Raw genomic sequence first — 16383 nt, 5'->3', positions numbered from 1 at the left:
CACCTCGGCCCCGCGCGGCGTCGTCGTCTCGCACGGCAACGTGGCGCACAACGCCCGCCAGCTGATCGAGCTCTTCGGCTGGACCGCCGACATGCCCGGATGCCGCAGGCCCTCGGTCCTGCGGCGGGTAGCCGGAGGCCCTCAGTCCTGCGGCGTGTAGTACGAGACCAGCTCGGCCACGCCCGGCTCGACGCCCTTCCAGGAGCCGCTGAAGCTGAGCACCGCGATCGCCGCCGTGGGGAAGCCGCCGAGCCGCAGCCGCTCCAGCGCGTCCCGGTCGCCCGCGTCCCCGGCCAGCACCTGGGTCAGCCCCAGCACGCCTGGGTTGTGCCCGACCAGCACGACGTCCGCGTACTCCTCCGGGACCTCCTGGAGGACGGCGATGATCTCGCCGGGGCTGGCCTCGTAGATCCGGTCCTCGTACACCGTCTTGCGGGCCCGCTTGGGCAGTTCGTGTGCCGCCAGCTTCCAGGTCTCGCGGGCGCGCAGGGCGGTGGAGCAGAGCACGAAGTCGGGATTGATGCCCGAGTCGACCAGCCAGCGGCCGGAGTCCGGGGCCTGGTGACGGCCCCGGTCGGCCAGCGGCCGCTCGTGGTCGTCCACGCCGTTCGGCCAGTCGGCCTTGGCGTGGCGGAGAACGATGATCCTGCGGGGCGTGTCGGCGCTCATACCCAGCAAGCTTGGCAGAAAAGCCGCCCGGGGGCGCGACGCTCCCGGATGCCGCCACTCCCAGGGGTGGCGGGTACCATCAAGCGCCGTTCGCCCGGGCGCCACCCGGAGTACGGCCGTGGTCCACCCTGCCGGGCCGGGGCCGGAAGGGGCCGGTCAGCCCAGCGAGGAGGCCACGGAGGCGATGATCGCCACCAGGACCACGATGCCGGCGATCGCCATGGCGATCCGGCCCAGCTGCTTGCGACCGTCGGTGGGGTTGGGTTCGAGAACGGGCATGTCCGGAATTCTCCCACCCCGAACACGCCCGCCGGTCACCGACCCCCTCAGGCCGCGGCCTTCACCCCTGGGCGAGTAACCGCCTCGTCCTCGATGTGCCGGGCCCGTGCGGCCCGCAGGCCGAACATCATCTGCGGCACCAGCAGCACGGCGAGGAAGCCCAGCGGCCCGTACCACTCGCCGGTGACCTGGTAGATCCGGCCGATCAGGATCGGGCCGGGGATGGAGATCAGGTAGCCGATGCCCTGGGCGAAGGCGGACAGCTGCGCCACGCCGCCGGCCGTCCGGGCGCGCAGCCCGATCATCGTCAGCACCAGCGGGAAGGCGCAGTTGGACAGGCCGACCAGGACCACCCAGACCCAGGGCGCACCGGCCGGGGCCAGTGCCAGGCCCGCGTACCCGGCGATGCCGCAGGAGCCCAGCACGACCACGAACAGCCGCTGGTCGCCGCGGCGGGCGGCCAGGTTGGGCAGCACGAAGGAGACCGGCACGCCGATCACCATGGTCACCGCGAGCAGCACCCCGGAGGTGCCCTTGTCGATGCCGGCGTCCTGGAAGATCTTCGGCAGCCAGCCCATCACCACGTAGGCGCCGGTGGCCTGGAGGCCGAAGAAGCAGGCCATCGCCCAGGCCGTCCGGCTGCGGGTGATCGGCAGCCTGGCCGCGGCGGGGCCGTCGGTGCGCGCGCCGCGCTCGCGCTTGGCCATCAGCACCGGCAGCCAGAGCACCACGGCCAGCGCGCCGAGGCCCGCCCAGACGCCCAGGCCGAACCGCCAGTCGCCGCCGAGCGCGCTGGTCAGCGGCACGGTGACGGCGGCGGCCAGCGCGGTGCCGGCGGACAGCGCCATCGAGTACAGGCCGATCATCGGGCCGACCCGCTCCGGGAAGTAGCGCTTGATCACCACCGGGATCAGCACGTTGGAGACCGCCACCCCGGCCAGCGCGAGCGCGGTCAGCAGCAGGAACACCGCGGTGCCGCCGGCGAAGGAGCGGGCCAGCACGCCCGCGGTGATCGCGCCCATCCCGGCGGTGACCACCGCGATCGGGCCGATCCGGCGGGCCATCGCGGGCGCGGCGAAGCCGAACAGCCCGAAGCAGAGCGAGGGGACGGCGGTGAGCAGGCCGGCGAGCGTCGGGTTCATCCCGAGGGCGGCGCGGACCGGGTCGAGCAGCGGTCCGAGGCTGGTCACGACGGGGCGCAGGTTGAAGGCGGCGGCGGCGATCGCGATGGCGAACAGCCAGGCGGGGAGCCGGCTCGGGGACGCGGGGCGCTCGGTCTGCGGCCGGGTCCCGGTGCGGCGGTCGGAAGCGGTGGTGTCTGCTGCGGGTGGCATAGGCGCCATCATAGAATGATGGGATGAATTGGCGCACCTGGGAATTGGCATGATGTGCCGACCGTTCATCCACCGGCCCGCTCCCCCTCAAGGCCCCACCCACCCGTAGCCGCAAGGAGTCCCCGTGGCGCTGTCCTCGCCGAGGCGCACCCCGCTGTCCGACCAGGTGATCGCGCAGCTGCGCGCCCAGATCACCTCCGGGGAGTGGCCCGTCGGTTCGCGCATCCCGACCGAGGCCGCCCTGGTCGAACAGCTCGGGGTCGCCCGCAACACCGTCCGCGAGGCGGTCCGCGCCCTGGCGCACAACGGGCTGCTGGACATCCGCCAGGGGTCCGGCACGTACGTGCTCGCCACCAGTGAGCTCGCCGGGGTGATGCACCGCCGCTTCGCCGACGCCGACCAGGGGAAGGTCGCCGAGCTGCGGGCGGCCCTGGAGACCTCCGCCGCCGGGCTGGCCGCCGTCCGCCGCACCGCGCGCGACCTCGAACTGCTGGAGTCCGCGCTGGCCCGCCGCGACGCCGCCTGGCACTCGGGCGACGCCGAGGACTTCGTCCAGGCCGACGCCGCCTTCCACTCGGTCGTGGTCGCCGCCGCCCACAACGACGTCCTCGCCGCCGTCTACGCCGACCTCGGCGAGGTGACCCGCGCCCACCTGCGGCACGACGTCGGCCCCGAGCTGATCGCCGAGCGCTACATCGGCCACGACACCATCCTCGACGCCATCCGGGCCGGCGACGCCCAGCGCGCCTCGGTCGAGGCCGGCCGCGCCATCGGCGCCTGCGGCACCGACGCCTGAGGAGCTGCAAACAGCGCTGCCCGGCACCCCCCACGGAAGGGGGTGCCGGGCAGCGGCGTACGGGCGGAGCGTCAGGCGCCGATGGCGTGCAGACCGCCGTCGACGTGGATGATCTCGCCGGTGGTCTTCGGGAACCAGTCCGAGAGCAGCGCGACGATGCCGCGGCCGGCCGGCTCCGGGTCGCTCAGGTCCCACTTCAGCGGGGAGCGGTGGTTCCAGGTGTCGGCCAGGTCGCCGAAGCCCGGGATGGACTTGGCGGCCATCGAGCCGAGCGGACCGGCCGAGACCAGGTTGCAGCGGATGTCCCGCTCGCCCAGGTAGCGCGCCAGGTAGCGGTTGGTCGCCTCCAGCGCGGCCTTGGCCGGGCCCATCCAGTCGTACTGCGGCCAGGCGAACTGGGCGTCGAAGGTCAGACCGACCACCGAGCCGCCGTCCTGCATCAGCGGCAGCAGCGCCATGGTCAGCGACTTCAGCGAGTACGCCGAGACGTGCATCGCGGTGGCCACGGACTCCCACGGGGTGTCCAGGAAGTTGCCGCCCAGGGCGTCCTGCGGGGCGAAGCCGATCGAGTGGACGATGCCGTCCAGGGTCGGCAGGGTCTCGCGGACCTGGTCGGCGATGCCGGCCAGCTGCTCCGGGTTGGAGACGTCCAGCTCCAGCACCTTCACCGGGTGCGGCAGCTTCTTGGCGATGCGCTCGGTGAGGGTCGGGCGCGGGAAGGCGGTGAGGATGACCTCCGCGCCCTGCTCCTGGGCGAGCTTGGCGGCGTGGAAGGCGATGGAGGACTCCATCAGCACACCGGTGATCAGGATCCGCTTGCCTTCGAGGATTCCACTCATGATCAGTGACCCATGCCCAATCCGCCGTCCACGGGAATGACGGCTCCGGTGATGTACGCGGCCTCGTCCGAACCGAGGAACCGCACGGTCGACGCGACCTCGGCGGGCGACGCGTAGCGGCCCAGCGGCACGCCCGCGACGATCTCCGCGCGGCGCTCGTCGCTGAGCACGGCGGTCATGTCGGTGTCCACGAAGCCGGGGGCGACCACGTTGACGGTGATGTTGCGCGGGCCGAGCTCGCGCGCCAGCGACCGGGCGAAGCCGACCAGGCCGGCCTTGGACGCGGCGTAGTTCGCCTGACCGGGCGAGCCGGAGAGGCCCACGACGGAGGAGATCAGCACGACGCGGCCCTTCTTGGCACGCATCATCAGCTTGGAGGCCCGCTTGACCACCCGGAAGGTGCCGGTCAGGTTGGTGTCCAGGACGGAGGTGAAGTCCTCCTCGGACATGCGCAGCAGCAGGGTGTCGTTGGTGATGCCGGCGTTCGCGACCAGCACCTGGACGGCGCCGTGCTTCTCCTCGATCTCGGTGAAGGCGGCGTCGACCTGCGCGGCGTCCGTGATGTCGCAGCGCACCGCGAGGACGTCGTACTTCTCCAGGGCCTCGGGCACCTCACCGGAACGGCTGGTGATGGCGACCTTGTCGCCCGCCTCGGCGAAGGCCTGGGCGATCGCGAGGCCGATGCCCCGGTTTCCACCGGTGACGAGAACCGAGCGGCTCAACGATCCACCTCTCTCCGTGTGTCGGCACGTACGGCGGGATGCGTACGCAGTGTGACGCTATCGGGAGGTCGGCGGCTCGGACGCATCGGGCTCCCACAGCGCCGCAGCGGAGGAACTGTGGCAATCCGACAATCCGTGCCCGGAGCACCCGGCCCAGCTCACGGGCCCTGCCGAAGCCTGCGCCGGTCCGGCCCCCGGGCCCGGACCGGGGCGACTGTACGGGAACAACACGGGCCGCTGCGCCCGTTGCCCCCGTGGTGCGGGCCGACCCGGGACGGGGCCGTACCCTTCCCCCCGAAGAGTCCCCGGCGAGGAACGAAGGCAGGGCGCATGACCAAGGCACGGCGCGGGAGCACCCACCGACGCGGACGACTGCTGACCCTCACCGCACTGGCGGCCGGCCTGGGCACGGCCGCCTGGGCGCTGCGCGACCTGCCGGCGGCGTTCGGGCGGCGGCCGGACGCCGAGCGGGAGGAGCGGGTGCGCAACTCGCCGCAATTCCGCGACGGCGTCTTCCACAACGCCCCCTCCACGCTGGCCCGCGCCTCCGCCGCCCCGGACATCGACCGCGCCACCGTCCGCCGGATGCTGTTCGAGCGCGAGGGCCGCGTGCCGGCCAACCCGGTGCCCACCGTCCGCCCCGCCGACGCCCCGCGCCCGGCCGCCGAGGGGGTGGAGATCACCTGGTACGGCCACGCCTCCGCGCTGGTGGAGATCGAGGGCGCCCGGGTGCTGCTCGACCCGATCTGGAGCGAGCGCTGCTCCCCCGCCGCGCACGTCGGCCCCAAGCGGCTGCACCCGGTGCCGGTGGAGCTGGAGGAGCTGCCGCAGGTCGACGCGGTGCTGATCTCGCACGACCACTACGACCACCTGGACATGGCGACCGTCAAGCGCCTGGTGCGCAGCCAGTCCGCGCCCTTCGCGGTGCCGCTCGGCATCGGCGGCCACCTGCGCCGCTGGGGCGTCCCCGAGCACCGGATCATCGAGCTGGACTGGGACGAGACCTGCACGCTCGGCGACCTGGTGCTCACCCTGACCTCGGCGCACCACTTCTCCGGCCGCGGCCTGACCCGCAACACCACCCTGTGGGGCTCCTGGGTGATCGCCGGCCCGACCCGCAAGGTCTTCTACACCGGCGACTCCGGCTACTTCGAGGGCTACGCCCGGATCGGCGAGCAGCACGGCCCGTTCGACGCCGCGCTGGTGCAGATCGGCGCCTACGACGCGGCCTGGGCCGACATCCACATGACCCCCGAGGACGCCGTGCTCGCCCACCGCGACCTCCAGGCCGGGCTGCTGGTGCCGGTGCACTGGTGCACCTTCAACCTGGGCCTGCACCCGTGGGCCGAGCCGGTGGAGCGGCTGCTGGCCGAGGCCAAGGTGCAGGCCGTCCCGCTGGCGGTGCCGCGCCCCGGCGAGCGGGTCGACGTGGACAACCCGCCGGAGCTGGACGGCTGGTGGGAGAGCGTCGGCTGACCTGCCGTCCAACGGCCGCGGCGCGAGGGTAAATACGCTGGCCGAAACCCTGTGGACGGGCAATGATGCGGTGCGGGCGCCCCTGTGCGGCGCCGCACCGCAACCCCCGCTACCAGGGAGCCCGATTGCCTCCGATCCCTCCGGCCGACGGCGCCGGCGCCGCGCCCGTCCGCGCCGTCGACCCGCTGTTCCTGGCCTACCCGCTGCGCACCCTCGCCGACGCCGCCCTCACCCGGGCCCGTGAACTCGGCGTCGCGCACGCCGACTTCCGGCTGGAGCGGGTGCGCAGCGCCGCCTGGCGGCTGCGCGACGCCCGCCCGGCCGGCACCTCCGACAGCGTGCAGCTGGGCTTCGCCGTCCGGGTGCTGCTGGACGGCGCCTGGGGCTTCGCCGCCGGGGTGGACCTGACCACCGACGCAGCGGCGCGGGTGGCCGAGCAGGCCGTCGCGGTGGCCCGCCTGTCCGGCGGGATCAGCCGGGCCGCCGGGTCCACCGAGCGGGTCGAGCTGGCCGAGGAGCCGGTGTACCGGGACGCCACCTGGGTCTCCGCGTACGAGGTGAGCCCGTTCGAGGTGCCGGACGCGGAGAAGACCGCGCTGCTCGCCGACTGGAGCTCCCGGCTGCTGGCCGCCGAGGGCGTCTCGCACGTCCAGGCGAGCCTGCTGACCGTCCAGGAGAACAAGTTCTACGCGGACACCGCCGGCACCGTCACCACCCAGCAGCGGATCCGGGTGCACCCCACCCTGGAGGCCACCTCGGTGGACGAGCGCACCGGGGCCTTCGACTCGATGCGCACCCTGGCGCCGCCAGTCGGGCGCGGGTTCGAATATCTCACGGGGGTCCGGGGGTCGTCCCCCGATGGACGGAGCCTGCGCGGCACCGGCTGGGACTGGGACGCGGAACTGGCCGAACTGCCGGTCCTGCTGGCCGAGAAGATGAAGGCCCCGAGCGTCGAGGCCGGCCGCTACGACCTGGTCATCGACCCGTCGAACCTGTGGCTGACCATCCACGAGTCGATCGGCCACGCCACCGAGCTGGACCGCGCGCTCGGCTACGAGGCCGCCTACGCCGGCACCTCCTTCGCCACCTTCGACAAGCTCGGCTCGCTGAAGTACGGCTCCGAGCTGATGCACGTCACCGGTGACCGCACCGCCGAGCACGGCCTGTCCACGATCGGCTACGACGACGAGGGCGTCGCCACCCAGTCCTGGGACCTGGTCCGGGACGGCGTCCTGGTCGGCTACCAACTCGACCGCGGCATGGCCAAGTTGAAGGGCTTCGAGCGCTCCAACGGCTGCGCCTTCGCGGACTCCCCGGCGCACGTCCCGGTGCAGCGGATGGCCAACGTCTCGCTGCAACCCGCCGCGGGCGGCCCGGACACCGAGGGCCTGTTCGCCGGGGTGGAGAACGGCCTGTACATCGTCGGCGACCGCTCCTGGTCGATCGACATGCAGCGCTACAACTTCCAGTTCACCGGCCAGCGCGCCTACGCCATCAAGAACGGCGAACTCGCCGGCCAGGTCAAGGACTTCGCCTACCAGGCGACCACCACCGACTTCTGGGGCTCGATGGCCGCGGTCGGCGGCCCGCAGACCTACGTCCTCGGTGGCGCCTTCAACTGCGGCAAGGCGCAGCCCGGTCAGGTCGCCGCGGTCAGCCACGGCTGCCCGTCGGCGCTGTTCCGCAACGTCAACGTGCTCAACACCCAGCAGGAGGCGGGTCACTGATGACCGCGACGACCACGACGACCGCTCAGCAGCCCCACGAACTCGTCGAGCTGGCGCTCGGCCTCTCCCGCGCCGACGGCTGCGTGGTGATCGCCGACGAGGAGTCCACCGCCAACCTGCGCTGGGCGGGCAACGCCCTGACCACCAACGGCGTCACCCGCGGCCGCCGGCTGACCGTGATCGCCACCGTGGCGGGGGCCGAGGGCACCGCCTCCGGGGTGGTCTCCCGCGAGGCCGTCACCGCCGACGAGGTGGAGGGCCTGGTCCGGGCCGCCGAGGAGGCCGCCCGCGCGGCCGGTCCGGCCGAGGACGCCCAGCCGCTGGTGGCCGACCGGCCGGGCTCGCCGCACTTCACCGAGCCGCCCGGCGAGACCTCGATCGAGGTGTTCGAGGCCTTCGGCCCGGCCCTCGGCGAGGCCTTCGCCCGGGCCGCCGCGCAGGGCGAGCTGCTGTACGGCTTCGCCCGGCACGAGATCGTCTCCAGCTACCTGGGCACCTCCACCGGCCTGCGGCTGCGCCACGACCAGCCGACCGGCATGGTCGAGCTGAACGCCAAGACCGCCGACCTGTCCGGCTCGGCCTGGGTCGGCGCCGCCACCCGGGACTTCTCCGACGTGGACGTCACCGCCCTGCACGCCGAGGCGACCAAGCGGCTCGGCTGGGGCGCCCGCAAGGTGGACCTGCCGGCCGGCCGCTACGAGACGTTGCTGCCGCCCTCCGCCGTCGCCGACCTGCTGATCTACCTGCACTGGTCCTCCGGCGGCCGGGACGCCCACGAGGGCCGCACCGTGTTCTCCCAGCCCGGCGGGGGGACGAAGGTCGGCGAGAAGCTCAGCCCGCTGCCGCTGACCCTGCGTGCCGACCCGAGCGAGCCCGGCCTGGAGGCGGCTCCGTTCGTCCTCGCGCACTCGACCGGCGGGGACGTCTCGGTGTTCGACAACGGCCTGCCGATCACCGCCACCGAGTGGATCCGCGAGGGCGTGCTGACCGACCTGGTCACCACCCGGCACTCCGCCGGGCTCACCGAGCTGCCGCTGCGCCCGGCCGTGGACAACCTGGTGCTGGAGGCCGGGGACCAGGACACCGCGCCGACCCTGGACGAGATGATCGCCCGCACCGAGCGCGGCCTGCTGCTCACCTGCCTCTGGTACATCCGCGAGGTGGACCCGGCGACGCTGCTGCTCACCGGCCTCACCCGGGACGGCGTGTACCTGGTCGAGAACGGCGAGGTGGTCGGCGCGGTCAACAACTTCCGGTTCAACGAGTCCCCGGTGGACCTGCTCGGCCGGATCACCGAAACGGGCCGCACCGAGCGCTGCCTGCCCCGCGAGTGGAACGACTACTTCACCCGCACCGCGATGCCACCCGTGCGTGTCGCGGACTTCAACATGAGTTCGGTCAGCCAGGCCTCATAGCCGCTGACCGACAGGGGGATACGAGAGACATGATGGACGAGAAGCGGCTGGTCAAGACGAGCAAGATGCTGGCGCGCATCCTGCGCCACGACCCGGACCGGGTGGGCGTCACGCTGGACGCGGCCGGCTGGGTCCGGATCGACGCGCTGCTCGCCGCGCTCGCGGCCAGGGGCAACCGGCTGACCAGGGCCGAGCTGGACCACGTCGTGGCGACCAACAACAAGCGCCGCTTCGGCTACTCGGCGGACGGTCTCTCGATCCGCGCCAACCAGGGCCACACGGTGGCGGTCGACCTCGGTCTGACCGCCACCGTGCCGCCGCCGGTGCTGTACCACGGCACCGCCGACCGCCATCTGGCGGCGATCTTCCGCGAGGGCCTGCGCCCGATGTCCCGCCAGGACGTCCACCTGTCCGCGGACACCGAGACGGCGGTGAAGGTGGGCGCCCGGCACGGCCGCCCGGTGGTGCTGACCGTCAACGCCGCCGCGATGACGGCGGACGGCCACGAGTTCCGGGTCAGCGAGAACGGCGTCTGGCTGACCGACGCCGTCCCCCCGCACTACCTCTCCCGGCGCTCCTGACACCGCCGACCGGGTGGGCCCCGGCCCACCCGGTCTCGTCGGCTCCCCGGCCCCGGCGTACCGTGAGAAGGCCGCGCGGAGAGGCGCGTGCACGCGCGGACGAGGGCGGTAGGGCATGGGCAAGAGCGCCGACGGCGGACGGGTCTTCCGGATCACGGGGGCGCGCAGCAGCCTCACCGAGGACGTCCGGGGGCGGCAGCGCCGCTATGTGATCTCGATGCTGCTGCGGACGGCCTGCGTGCTGCTCGCCGTCGTGCTGTGGGACGTCCAGCGGTGGCTCGCCTTCGCGGCGCTCGCGGGCGCCGTGCTGCTGCCCTACTTCGCGGTGCTGTTCGCCAACGCCGGCCGGGAGAAGGCGCCGGGCCTGCCGAGCACCTTCGACATCCCGCTCGACACCCCGCTGATGCTCGGCCCCGGTGGGACAGGTGGGGCTGGTGCGGCCTCAGGTGCCGCCGGGGCGGGAGCGGCGGCCACCGATTCTTCACAGGGCCAGAGCTGACCGTCCGTTTTGCCACGGTTCCCGCCGATTCGACTCGGCGAAAGCTCAAAAGAAGCTCAGATTAATCATGCAAGACCTCCCCATCCGAGGCTTCCGGCGTGACATACTGCGTACGCGCTCCGCATCCCCCGTCGGAGCGACGGACCGACGCCGGGCGGCTCCCCCCGTGGCTGCCCGGCGTCGCCATGCCCGGACCTCGACGGGCCCCGGCCGGGCGCCGGAGCGCGCGTGAAAGACTGGCGGTGCCGACCGACCCGCCTACCGTCGAGGACGCCCGATGCTCACGCCGGACACCCCGGACACCCCGATCTGCTCCGCCAAGGGCTGCCGGAACGACGCCGGCTGGGTGCTGGTGTGGAACAACCCCAAGCTGCACACCCCGGACCGCCGCAAGACCTGGCTCGCCTGCGACGAGCACCGCGAGCACCTGTCCCAGTTCCTGGGCGTGCGCGGCTTCCTCAAGGAGGTCGTCGCCTTCGCCGACTGGACCCCGGAGGGTTCGGAGAACTAACCGCCGATCGCCGACATCGGCCGCTCGGGCTGGTGGAACTCCGGGTCGTCGATCCCGGCGCCGGCCTTCTTGCCCCACATCGCCGCCCGCCACAGCGCGCCGAGCTCGGCGTCGTCCGCGCCCGAGCGCAGGGCGCCGCGCAGGTCCGTCTCCCCGGTCGCGAACAGGCAGTTGCGCACCTGGCCGTCGGCGGTCAGCCTGGTCCGGTCGCAGGCCCGGCAGAACGGCCGGGTGACGGAGGCGATCACGCCCACCCGGCCCGGCCCGCCGTCCACCAGCCAGCGCTCGGCGGGCGCCGCGCCCCGGCGCGCGGAGGGCTCCGGGGTGAGCGTGAAGCGCGCGGAGAGCCGGTCCAGGATCTCCTCGGCGGTGACCATCGCGGAGCGGTCCCAGCCGTGCTGGGCGTCCAGCGGCATCTGCTCGATGAAGCGCAGCTCGTAGCCCCGGTCCAGGCACCAGGCCAGCAGCTCGGGCGCCTCGTGGTCGTTGACGCCGCGCATCAGCACCGCGTTCAGCTTGACCGGCGTCAGCCCGGCGGCCTCGGCGGCGGCCAGCCCGTCCAGGACGTCCTGGTGGCGGTGGCGGCGGGTGAGGGTGTGGAACACCTCGGGGTCGAGGGTGTCCAGCGAGACGTTGACCCGGTCCAGCCCGGCCTCGCGCAGCGCCGTCGCGGTGCGGGACAGCCCTATGCCGTTGGTGGTGAGCGAGAGCTCGGGGCGCGGGTCGAGCTCGGCGCAGGCGGCGACGATGGCGACCAGCCCGGGGCGCAGCATCGGCTCGCCGCCGGTGAAGCGGACCTCCCGGACGCCGAGGTCGCGCACGGCCACGGTGACCAGCCGGACGATCTCCTCGTCGGTGAGCAGCTCGGGCTTGCCGAGCCACTGGAGGCCCTCCTCGGGCATGCAGTAGGTGCACCGCAGGTTGCACCGGTCGGTGAGGGAAACCCGCAGGTCGACGGCCTGTCGGCCGAAGGTGTCGAGCAGCACGTGCGGTCCTTCCCCGAGAATGCAACCGGCCCGGCCACCGTCACGGCGGGGCCGGGCCAGCATAGTCATCGCCCGATGATCAGTGGGCGCCCAGTCCGGTCAGCGAACGGACCTCCAGTTCAGCGTACTTCTCCGGGTCGGGGCGTTCCTTCGACAGCAGGGTGCCGATCCACCCGGCCAGGAAGCCGACCGGGATGGAGATCAGGCCGGGGTTCTCCAGCGGGAACCAGTGGAAGTCGACGTCCGGGAAGAGCGAGTTGTCCAGGCCGGAGCCGATCGGCGAGAAGATCACCAGCACCACCGAGGTGATCAGACCGGCGTAGACCGAGCTGACCGCACCGACGGTGTTGAACCGCTTCCAGAACAGCGAGTAGAGCAGCGTGGGCAGGTTGGCCGAGGCGGCCACCGCGAAGGCCAGCGCGACCAGGCCGGCGGTGTTGAGCTTGCCCGCGAAGAGGCTCAGCACGATGGCGACCGCGCCGATCGCGACGGCCGCCCACTTCGCCGACAGCACCTCCTCCTTCTCGGAGGCCCTGCCCCGCCGGATCACGTTGGCGTACAGGTCATGGGCGAAGGAGGCCGAGGAGGCCAGGGTGAGACCGGCGACCACGGCCAGGATGGTGGCGAAGGCGACGGCGGAGATCACCGCGAGCAGGATCGCCCCGCCGGTCGTCCCGGACCCGCCGCCGAGCTGCTCGGCGAGCAGCGGCGCCGCGGTGTTGCCGGACGGCTTGGGGCCCTCCGCGGCCACCATGCCCGAGCGGCCGACCAGCGCCGCCGCGCCGAAGCCGAGCGCCAGCGTCATCAGGTAGAAGCCGCCGATGATGCCGATCGCCCAGAGCACCGACTTCCGGGCCGCCTTGGCGGTGGGCACGGTGTAGAAGCGGACCAGGATGTGCGGCAGGCCGGCGGTGCCCAGCACCAGGGCGAGCCCGAGGCTGATGAAGTTGAGCTTGCTGGTGCCGTCGGCGCCGTACTTCAGCCCCGGCTCGAGGAAGGCTTCGCCCTTCCCGCTGGCCTTGGCCGCGGCCCCGAGCAGTTCCGAGGGGTTGAAGTGGAACTTGGCCAGCACCAGGACGGTCATCACCGCGGCACCGGCGATCAGCAGCACCGCCTTGACGATCTGCACCCAGGTGGTGCCCTTCATGCCCCCTATCACCACGTAGACGATCATCAGCGCGCCGACCGCGACGATGGTCCAGCGCTTGGCGGCGTCCCCGTGCGCCCCCAGCAGCAGGGCGACCAGGGAGCCGGCGCCGACCATCTGGGCCAGCAGGTAGAAGATCGACACCACGATGGTGGAGACGCCCGCGGCGGTGCGCACCGGGCGCTGGCGCATCCGGAACGCCAGCACGTCCGCCATGGTGAAGCGGCCGGAGTTGCGCAGCGGTTCGGCGATCAGCAGCAGCGCGACCAGCCAGGCGACCAGGAAGCCGATCGAGTAGAGGAAGCCGTCGTACCCGGAGAGGGCGATGGCCCCGGCGATGCCGAGGAAGGAGGCGGCGGACATGTAGTCGCCGGAGATGGCCAGGCCGTTCTGGAAGCCGGTGAAGGCACGACCGCCGGCGTAGAAGTCGGCGGCGCCCTTGGTCTGCCGCCCGGCCCAGACGGTGATGCCCAGGGTGGCCGCGACGAAGAGCCCGAACAGGCTCATGATCAGGCCGCGGTGCTCGGTGGCGGAGCTGGCGAGCAGGGTCATTCGGCGGACTCCCGGGGGGCGTGGACGACGGCGCCGTGCGCCTCGCGGATCGCGGCGGCGGGCGGGTCGATCCGCCGTTCCGCGTACCGGGCGTACCAGGCGGCGATGGCGAAGGTGGAGACGAACTGGAGCAGCCCCAGCACCAGGGCGACGTTGATGTGCCCGACGACCTTGGTCCCCATCAGACCCGGGGCGTAGCTGGAGAGCAGGACGTACAGCAGGTACCAGAGCACGAAGCCGATGGTGACCGGGAAGGCGAAGCTCCGGAACGAGCGCCGGAGGGTACGGAACTCCTCGCTGTCGTCGATGCGTTGGACGTCCGTAGGGGCAGTGGTGATCGGCGACGGATCCACTCTGTCTCTCCTCACTCCTTCGGCGTAGCGGTCTCGCGCAGGGGACGATCGGACGTGAGGGGCGTCACAATCCGTGTGCGCCGCGCAATGCTAGGAGCGTGGTGCCCGCCCCGAAAGGGGTTGAGAGCGATCAGCCAGCCGTTCACCCCCTCGCACTATCCAATTGGCCGAAAACCACCACATGAGCCCCTTCGGAGCAGTGCCGCCACACGCCGAAGGGCGGCACCGCCGTGCGGTGCCGCCCTTGGTGACGATCCGTCAGAAGGGGTCCGTCAGAAGGCGATCCGGACCTTCAGCGCCGAGCGGTCGTCCATCGCCCGGTAGCCGTCCGGGACGCCGTCCAGGTCGACGGTGCGGTCGAATACCAGGCCCGGCTCGATGGCGCCGGAGAGGACGTCCGGCAGCAGCTCGGGGATGTACGCGCGGGCCGGGGCGACGCCGCCGTTCAGCGATACGTTTCGGCCGAACATCTGACCGATGTCCACGCCCGCGCTGCCGCCGTGCGGCACCCCGACGTAGCCGACCGCGCCGCCGTCCCGGGTGATCGAGACCGCCGTCCGCATCGATTCCTCGGTGCCGACCGCCTCCAGCACCGCGTGCGCGCCCTGCCCGCCGGTCAGCTCCTTGACCGCCTCGATCGCCGCCTCGCCGCGCTCGGCCACCACGTCGGTGGCGCCGAAGCGCCGGGCCAGGTCGGTGCGAGCGGTGTGCCGGCCCAGCGCGATGATCCGGCCCGCGCCCAGCCGGTGCGCCGCCAGCACCCCGCACAGGCCCACCGCGCCGTCGCCGACCACCGCGACCGTCGAACCCGGGCGCACCCGCGCCGAGACCGCCGCGTGGTGCCCGGTGGCCATCACGTCGGACAGCGCCAGCAGGCCCGGCAGCAGCTTCTCGTCGCCCATGGCCTCCTTGGGCAGCTTCACCAGGGTGCCGTCCGCGAACGGCACCCGCACCGCCTCGCCCTGGCCGCCGTCCGAGCCGACCTGACCCCAGAAGCCGCCGTGCGGGCAGGAGGTCTGCAGACCCTCGCGGCAGAAGTCGCAGACGCCGTCCGACCAGACGAACGGCGCGACCACCAGGTCGCCGGGCGCGAAGCCGCGCACCTCGGCGCCGGCCTCCTCGACCACGCCGAGGAACTCGTGCCCGATCCGCTGGCCGGCCACCCGCTGCGCCACCCCGCGGTACGCCCAGAGGTCGCTGCCGCAGATGCAGGCGTTCACCACCCGCACCACGACGTCCGTCGGGTGCTGGATCACCGGGTCCGGGACCTCTTCGATCCGGATGTCGTTCGGGCCGTGGATCACGGTGGCGCGCATGGGTGTTCGTCCTTACGGAGACGGCCGTCAGGGGTGTCGGCGGCCGGGGGTGATGGTCGACCGCATGTACGACGTCGACGCGAACCACTCTATTCCGGCCAGTCGGCCGGAACATTTCGGCCGGGGCCGGCTCCGGCGGCGCTTATCCTGTTGGACCATGCAACCGATCCAGCCCGAGACGTACGGCGCGCCGCGGACCGCCCCGGTCCCCGCCCAGCGCTCCGCCGACCCCGCCGACGGCTTCGCGGTGGTCGACGTCGAGACCACCGGTCTCGGCCGCTCGGACCGCGTCATCTCCGCGGGCGTCTACCAGCTGGACCAGGACGGCGAGGTCATCGACCACTGGTACACCCTGGTCAACCCCGAGCGGGACCCGGGCCCGGTCTGGATCCACGGCCTCACCGCGGAGCTGCTCTCCGGCGCTCCGACCTTCCCGCAGATCGCCGAGGAGTTCGCCGACCGGCTGCGCGGCCGGGTCCTGGTGGCGCACAACGCGCTCTTCGACTGGAACATGATCTCCCGCGAGTTCTCCCGGGCCGGCCTGCGCGCCCCGGTCGAGCAGCGGCTGTGCACCATGGTGCTCTCCCGCGACCTGCGGCTGCCGCTGCCCAACGGCAAGCTGGCCTCGCTCGCCGCCCACTTCGGCGTCCAGCAGCGGCACGCCCACAACGCGCTGGACGACGCCCGGGTGCTCGCCGAGGCCTTCCGCCCCAGCCTGCACCTGGCCCGCCTCGGCGGGGTGCCGCTGCCGTTGCAGACCTGCGTCGCCGTGACCGATCTCGGCGAGGACGAGCCCGCCACCCCCGGCCGGGCCTCCTGGACCGGCGCGGCCTACCGCCAGGCCAAGAAGCGCCCGCCCTGCCCGTACCCCAACCCGGGGCGCTGGGAGGACGGCAAGCCGCTGGTGCAGGGCATGCGGGTGGCCTTCACCGGCGACACCGCCACCGACCGCGAGCTGCTGGAGGACCGCGCCGTCGAGGCCGGCCTGCACATCGCCACCTCGGTGAGCCGGCTCACCAGCCTGCTCGTGACCAACGAGCCGAACAGCTGGAGCGGCAAGGCCCGCCGGGCCCGCGAGGTCGGCACCCCGGTGGTCGGCGAGGACGCCTTCCTGCAACTGCTGCGCGAGGTCGCCCCGCACCCCGGTGGGTGAGCCGGTTGTGAGGTCGGCGTACCGTTCC

Annotated in this window: 17 protein-coding genes; 8 read left to right on the top strand and 9 right to left on the bottom strand. The window is 72.8% G+C overall.

The genetic code is table 11. From position 1 onward, the window contains the following. Positions 1 to 141: 141 nt before the first annotated feature. From ABTY15_RS07765 to ABTY15_RS07755, 3 genes are all read right to left on the bottom strand, one after another. Complete coding sequence (locus tag ABTY15_RS07765) at positions 142 to 669, bottom strand: SixA phosphatase family protein (protein WP_350577730.1); 528 nt, start codon at positions 667 to 669, stop codon at positions 142 to 144. A gap of 156 nt (positions 670 to 825) precedes the next feature. Continuing rightward, complete coding sequence (locus ABTY15_RS07760; RefSeq protein WP_350577727.1) at positions 826 to 948, bottom strand: SGM_5486 family transporter-associated protein; 123 nt, start codon at positions 946 to 948, stop codon at positions 826 to 828. A 47-nt stretch (positions 949 to 995) separates the two neighbouring features. After that, complete coding sequence (locus ABTY15_RS07755; RefSeq protein ID WP_502893441.1) at positions 996 to 2282, bottom strand: CynX/NimT family MFS transporter; 1287 nt, start codon at positions 2280 to 2282, stop codon at positions 996 to 998. Between the two features lie 124 nt (positions 2283 to 2406). Here ABTY15_RS07755 and ABTY15_RS07750 point away from each other — a divergent pair, with 124 nt between their 5' ends. Then, entirely contained in the window at positions 2407 to 3078 is a 672-nt protein-coding gene (locus ABTY15_RS07750) for a FadR/GntR family transcriptional regulator (RefSeq protein ID WP_350577721.1), read from the top strand. Between the two features lie 71 nt (positions 3079 to 3149). Here the strand turns inward: ABTY15_RS07750 and fabI are convergent, their stop codons facing one another. Beyond that, positions 3150 to 3917, bottom strand: a complete 768-nt coding sequence (gene fabI / locus ABTY15_RS07745; RefSeq protein WP_350577718.1) for an enoyl-ACP reductase FabI — start codon at positions 3915 to 3917, stop codon at positions 3150 to 3152. Between the two features lie 2 nt (positions 3918 to 3919). Beyond that, positions 3920 to 4639, bottom strand: coding sequence for a 3-oxoacyl-[acyl-carrier-protein] reductase (gene fabG / locus ABTY15_RS07740; RefSeq protein WP_350577715.1), 720 nt, complete (start codon positions 4637 to 4639; stop codon positions 3920 to 3922). A 330-nt stretch (positions 4640 to 4969) separates the two neighbouring features. On the opposite strand from fabG, the gene ABTY15_RS07735 reads away from it, so the two are divergent. From ABTY15_RS07735 to ABTY15_RS07710, 6 genes are all read left to right on the top strand, one after another. Further along, a complete protein-coding gene (locus tag ABTY15_RS07735) occupies positions 4970 to 6115 on the top strand; it encodes an MBL fold metallo-hydrolase (protein ID WP_350577712.1) in 1146 nt (381 codons plus the stop codon). Between the two features lie 125 nt (positions 6116 to 6240). Further along, positions 6241 to 7842: a TldD/PmbA family protein gene (locus tag ABTY15_RS07730; protein WP_350577709.1), complete on the top strand. Its 1602-nt coding sequence runs from the start codon at positions 6241 to 6243 to the stop codon at positions 7840 to 7842. After that, complete coding sequence (locus ABTY15_RS07725) at positions 7842 to 9257, top strand: metallopeptidase TldD-related protein (protein WP_350577706.1); 1416 nt, start codon at positions 7842 to 7844, stop codon at positions 9255 to 9257. Before ABTY15_RS07730 ends, ABTY15_RS07725 begins: the two co-directional genes overlap by 1 nt. 32 nt (positions 9258 to 9289) lie before the next feature. Next, positions 9290 to 9838 carry an RNA 2'-phosphotransferase gene (locus tag ABTY15_RS07720; RefSeq protein ID WP_350577773.1) on the top strand — a complete coding sequence of 183 codons (549 nt, stop codon included), beginning with the start codon at positions 9290 to 9292 and terminating at the stop codon, positions 9836 to 9838. A 115-nt stretch (positions 9839 to 9953) separates the two neighbouring features. Beyond that, positions 9954 to 10337 carry a DUF3099 domain-containing protein gene (locus tag ABTY15_RS07715; RefSeq protein ID WP_350577703.1) on the top strand — a complete coding sequence of 128 codons (384 nt, stop codon included), beginning with the start codon at positions 9954 to 9956 and terminating at the stop codon, positions 10335 to 10337. Positions 10338 to 10614: 277 nt separating this feature from the next. Beyond that, positions 10615 to 10848: a hypothetical protein gene (locus ABTY15_RS07710; protein WP_350577701.1), complete on the top strand. Its 234-nt coding sequence runs from the start codon at positions 10615 to 10617 to the stop codon at positions 10846 to 10848. On the opposite strand, the gene moaA is transcribed toward ABTY15_RS07710, so the two are convergent. The 4 genes from moaA to ABTY15_RS07690 all read right to left on the bottom strand — a co-directional run bounded on the left by moaA (position 10845) and on the right by ABTY15_RS07690 (position 15202). Continuing rightward, positions 10845 to 11834, bottom strand: coding sequence for a GTP 3',8-cyclase MoaA (moaA, locus tag ABTY15_RS07705; RefSeq protein ID WP_350577698.1), 990 nt, complete (start codon positions 11832 to 11834; stop codon positions 10845 to 10847). The genes ABTY15_RS07710 and moaA overlap by 4 nt on opposite strands. 79 nt (positions 11835 to 11913) lie before the next feature. After that, positions 11914 to 13533 (bottom strand): monocarboxylic acid transporter, encoded by a 1620-nt coding sequence (locus ABTY15_RS07700; protein WP_350577695.1) that lies wholly within the window; start codon positions 13531 to 13533, stop codon positions 11914 to 11916. Further along, entirely contained in the window at positions 13530 to 13886 is a 357-nt protein-coding gene (locus ABTY15_RS07695) for a DUF485 domain-containing protein (RefSeq protein WP_350577692.1), read from the bottom strand. Before ABTY15_RS07695 ends, ABTY15_RS07700 begins: the two co-directional genes overlap by 4 nt. A 272-nt stretch (positions 13887 to 14158) precedes the next feature. Next, positions 14159 to 15202, bottom strand: coding sequence for a zinc-dependent alcohol dehydrogenase family protein (locus tag ABTY15_RS07690; RefSeq protein ID WP_350577689.1), 1044 nt, complete (start codon positions 15200 to 15202; stop codon positions 14159 to 14161). Positions 15203 to 15359: 157 nt separating this feature from the next. Here ABTY15_RS07690 and ABTY15_RS07685 point away from each other — a divergent pair, with 157 nt between their 5' ends. Next, the gene (locus ABTY15_RS07685; RefSeq protein ID WP_350577686.1) at positions 15360 to 16355 is read left to right on the top strand and encodes a DEDDh family exonuclease; all 996 of its coding nucleotides are present in this window, start codon (positions 15360 to 15362) and stop codon (positions 16353 to 16355) included. The last annotated feature ends 28 nt before the right edge of the window (positions 16356 to 16383 follow it).

This window comes from Kitasatospora sp. NPDC097643, from assembly GCF_040302625.1.
Lineage (GTDB): Bacteria > Actinomycetota > Actinomycetes > Streptomycetales > Streptomycetaceae > Kitasatospora.
This window is presented reverse-complemented; position numbering and strand designations above follow the sequence as displayed.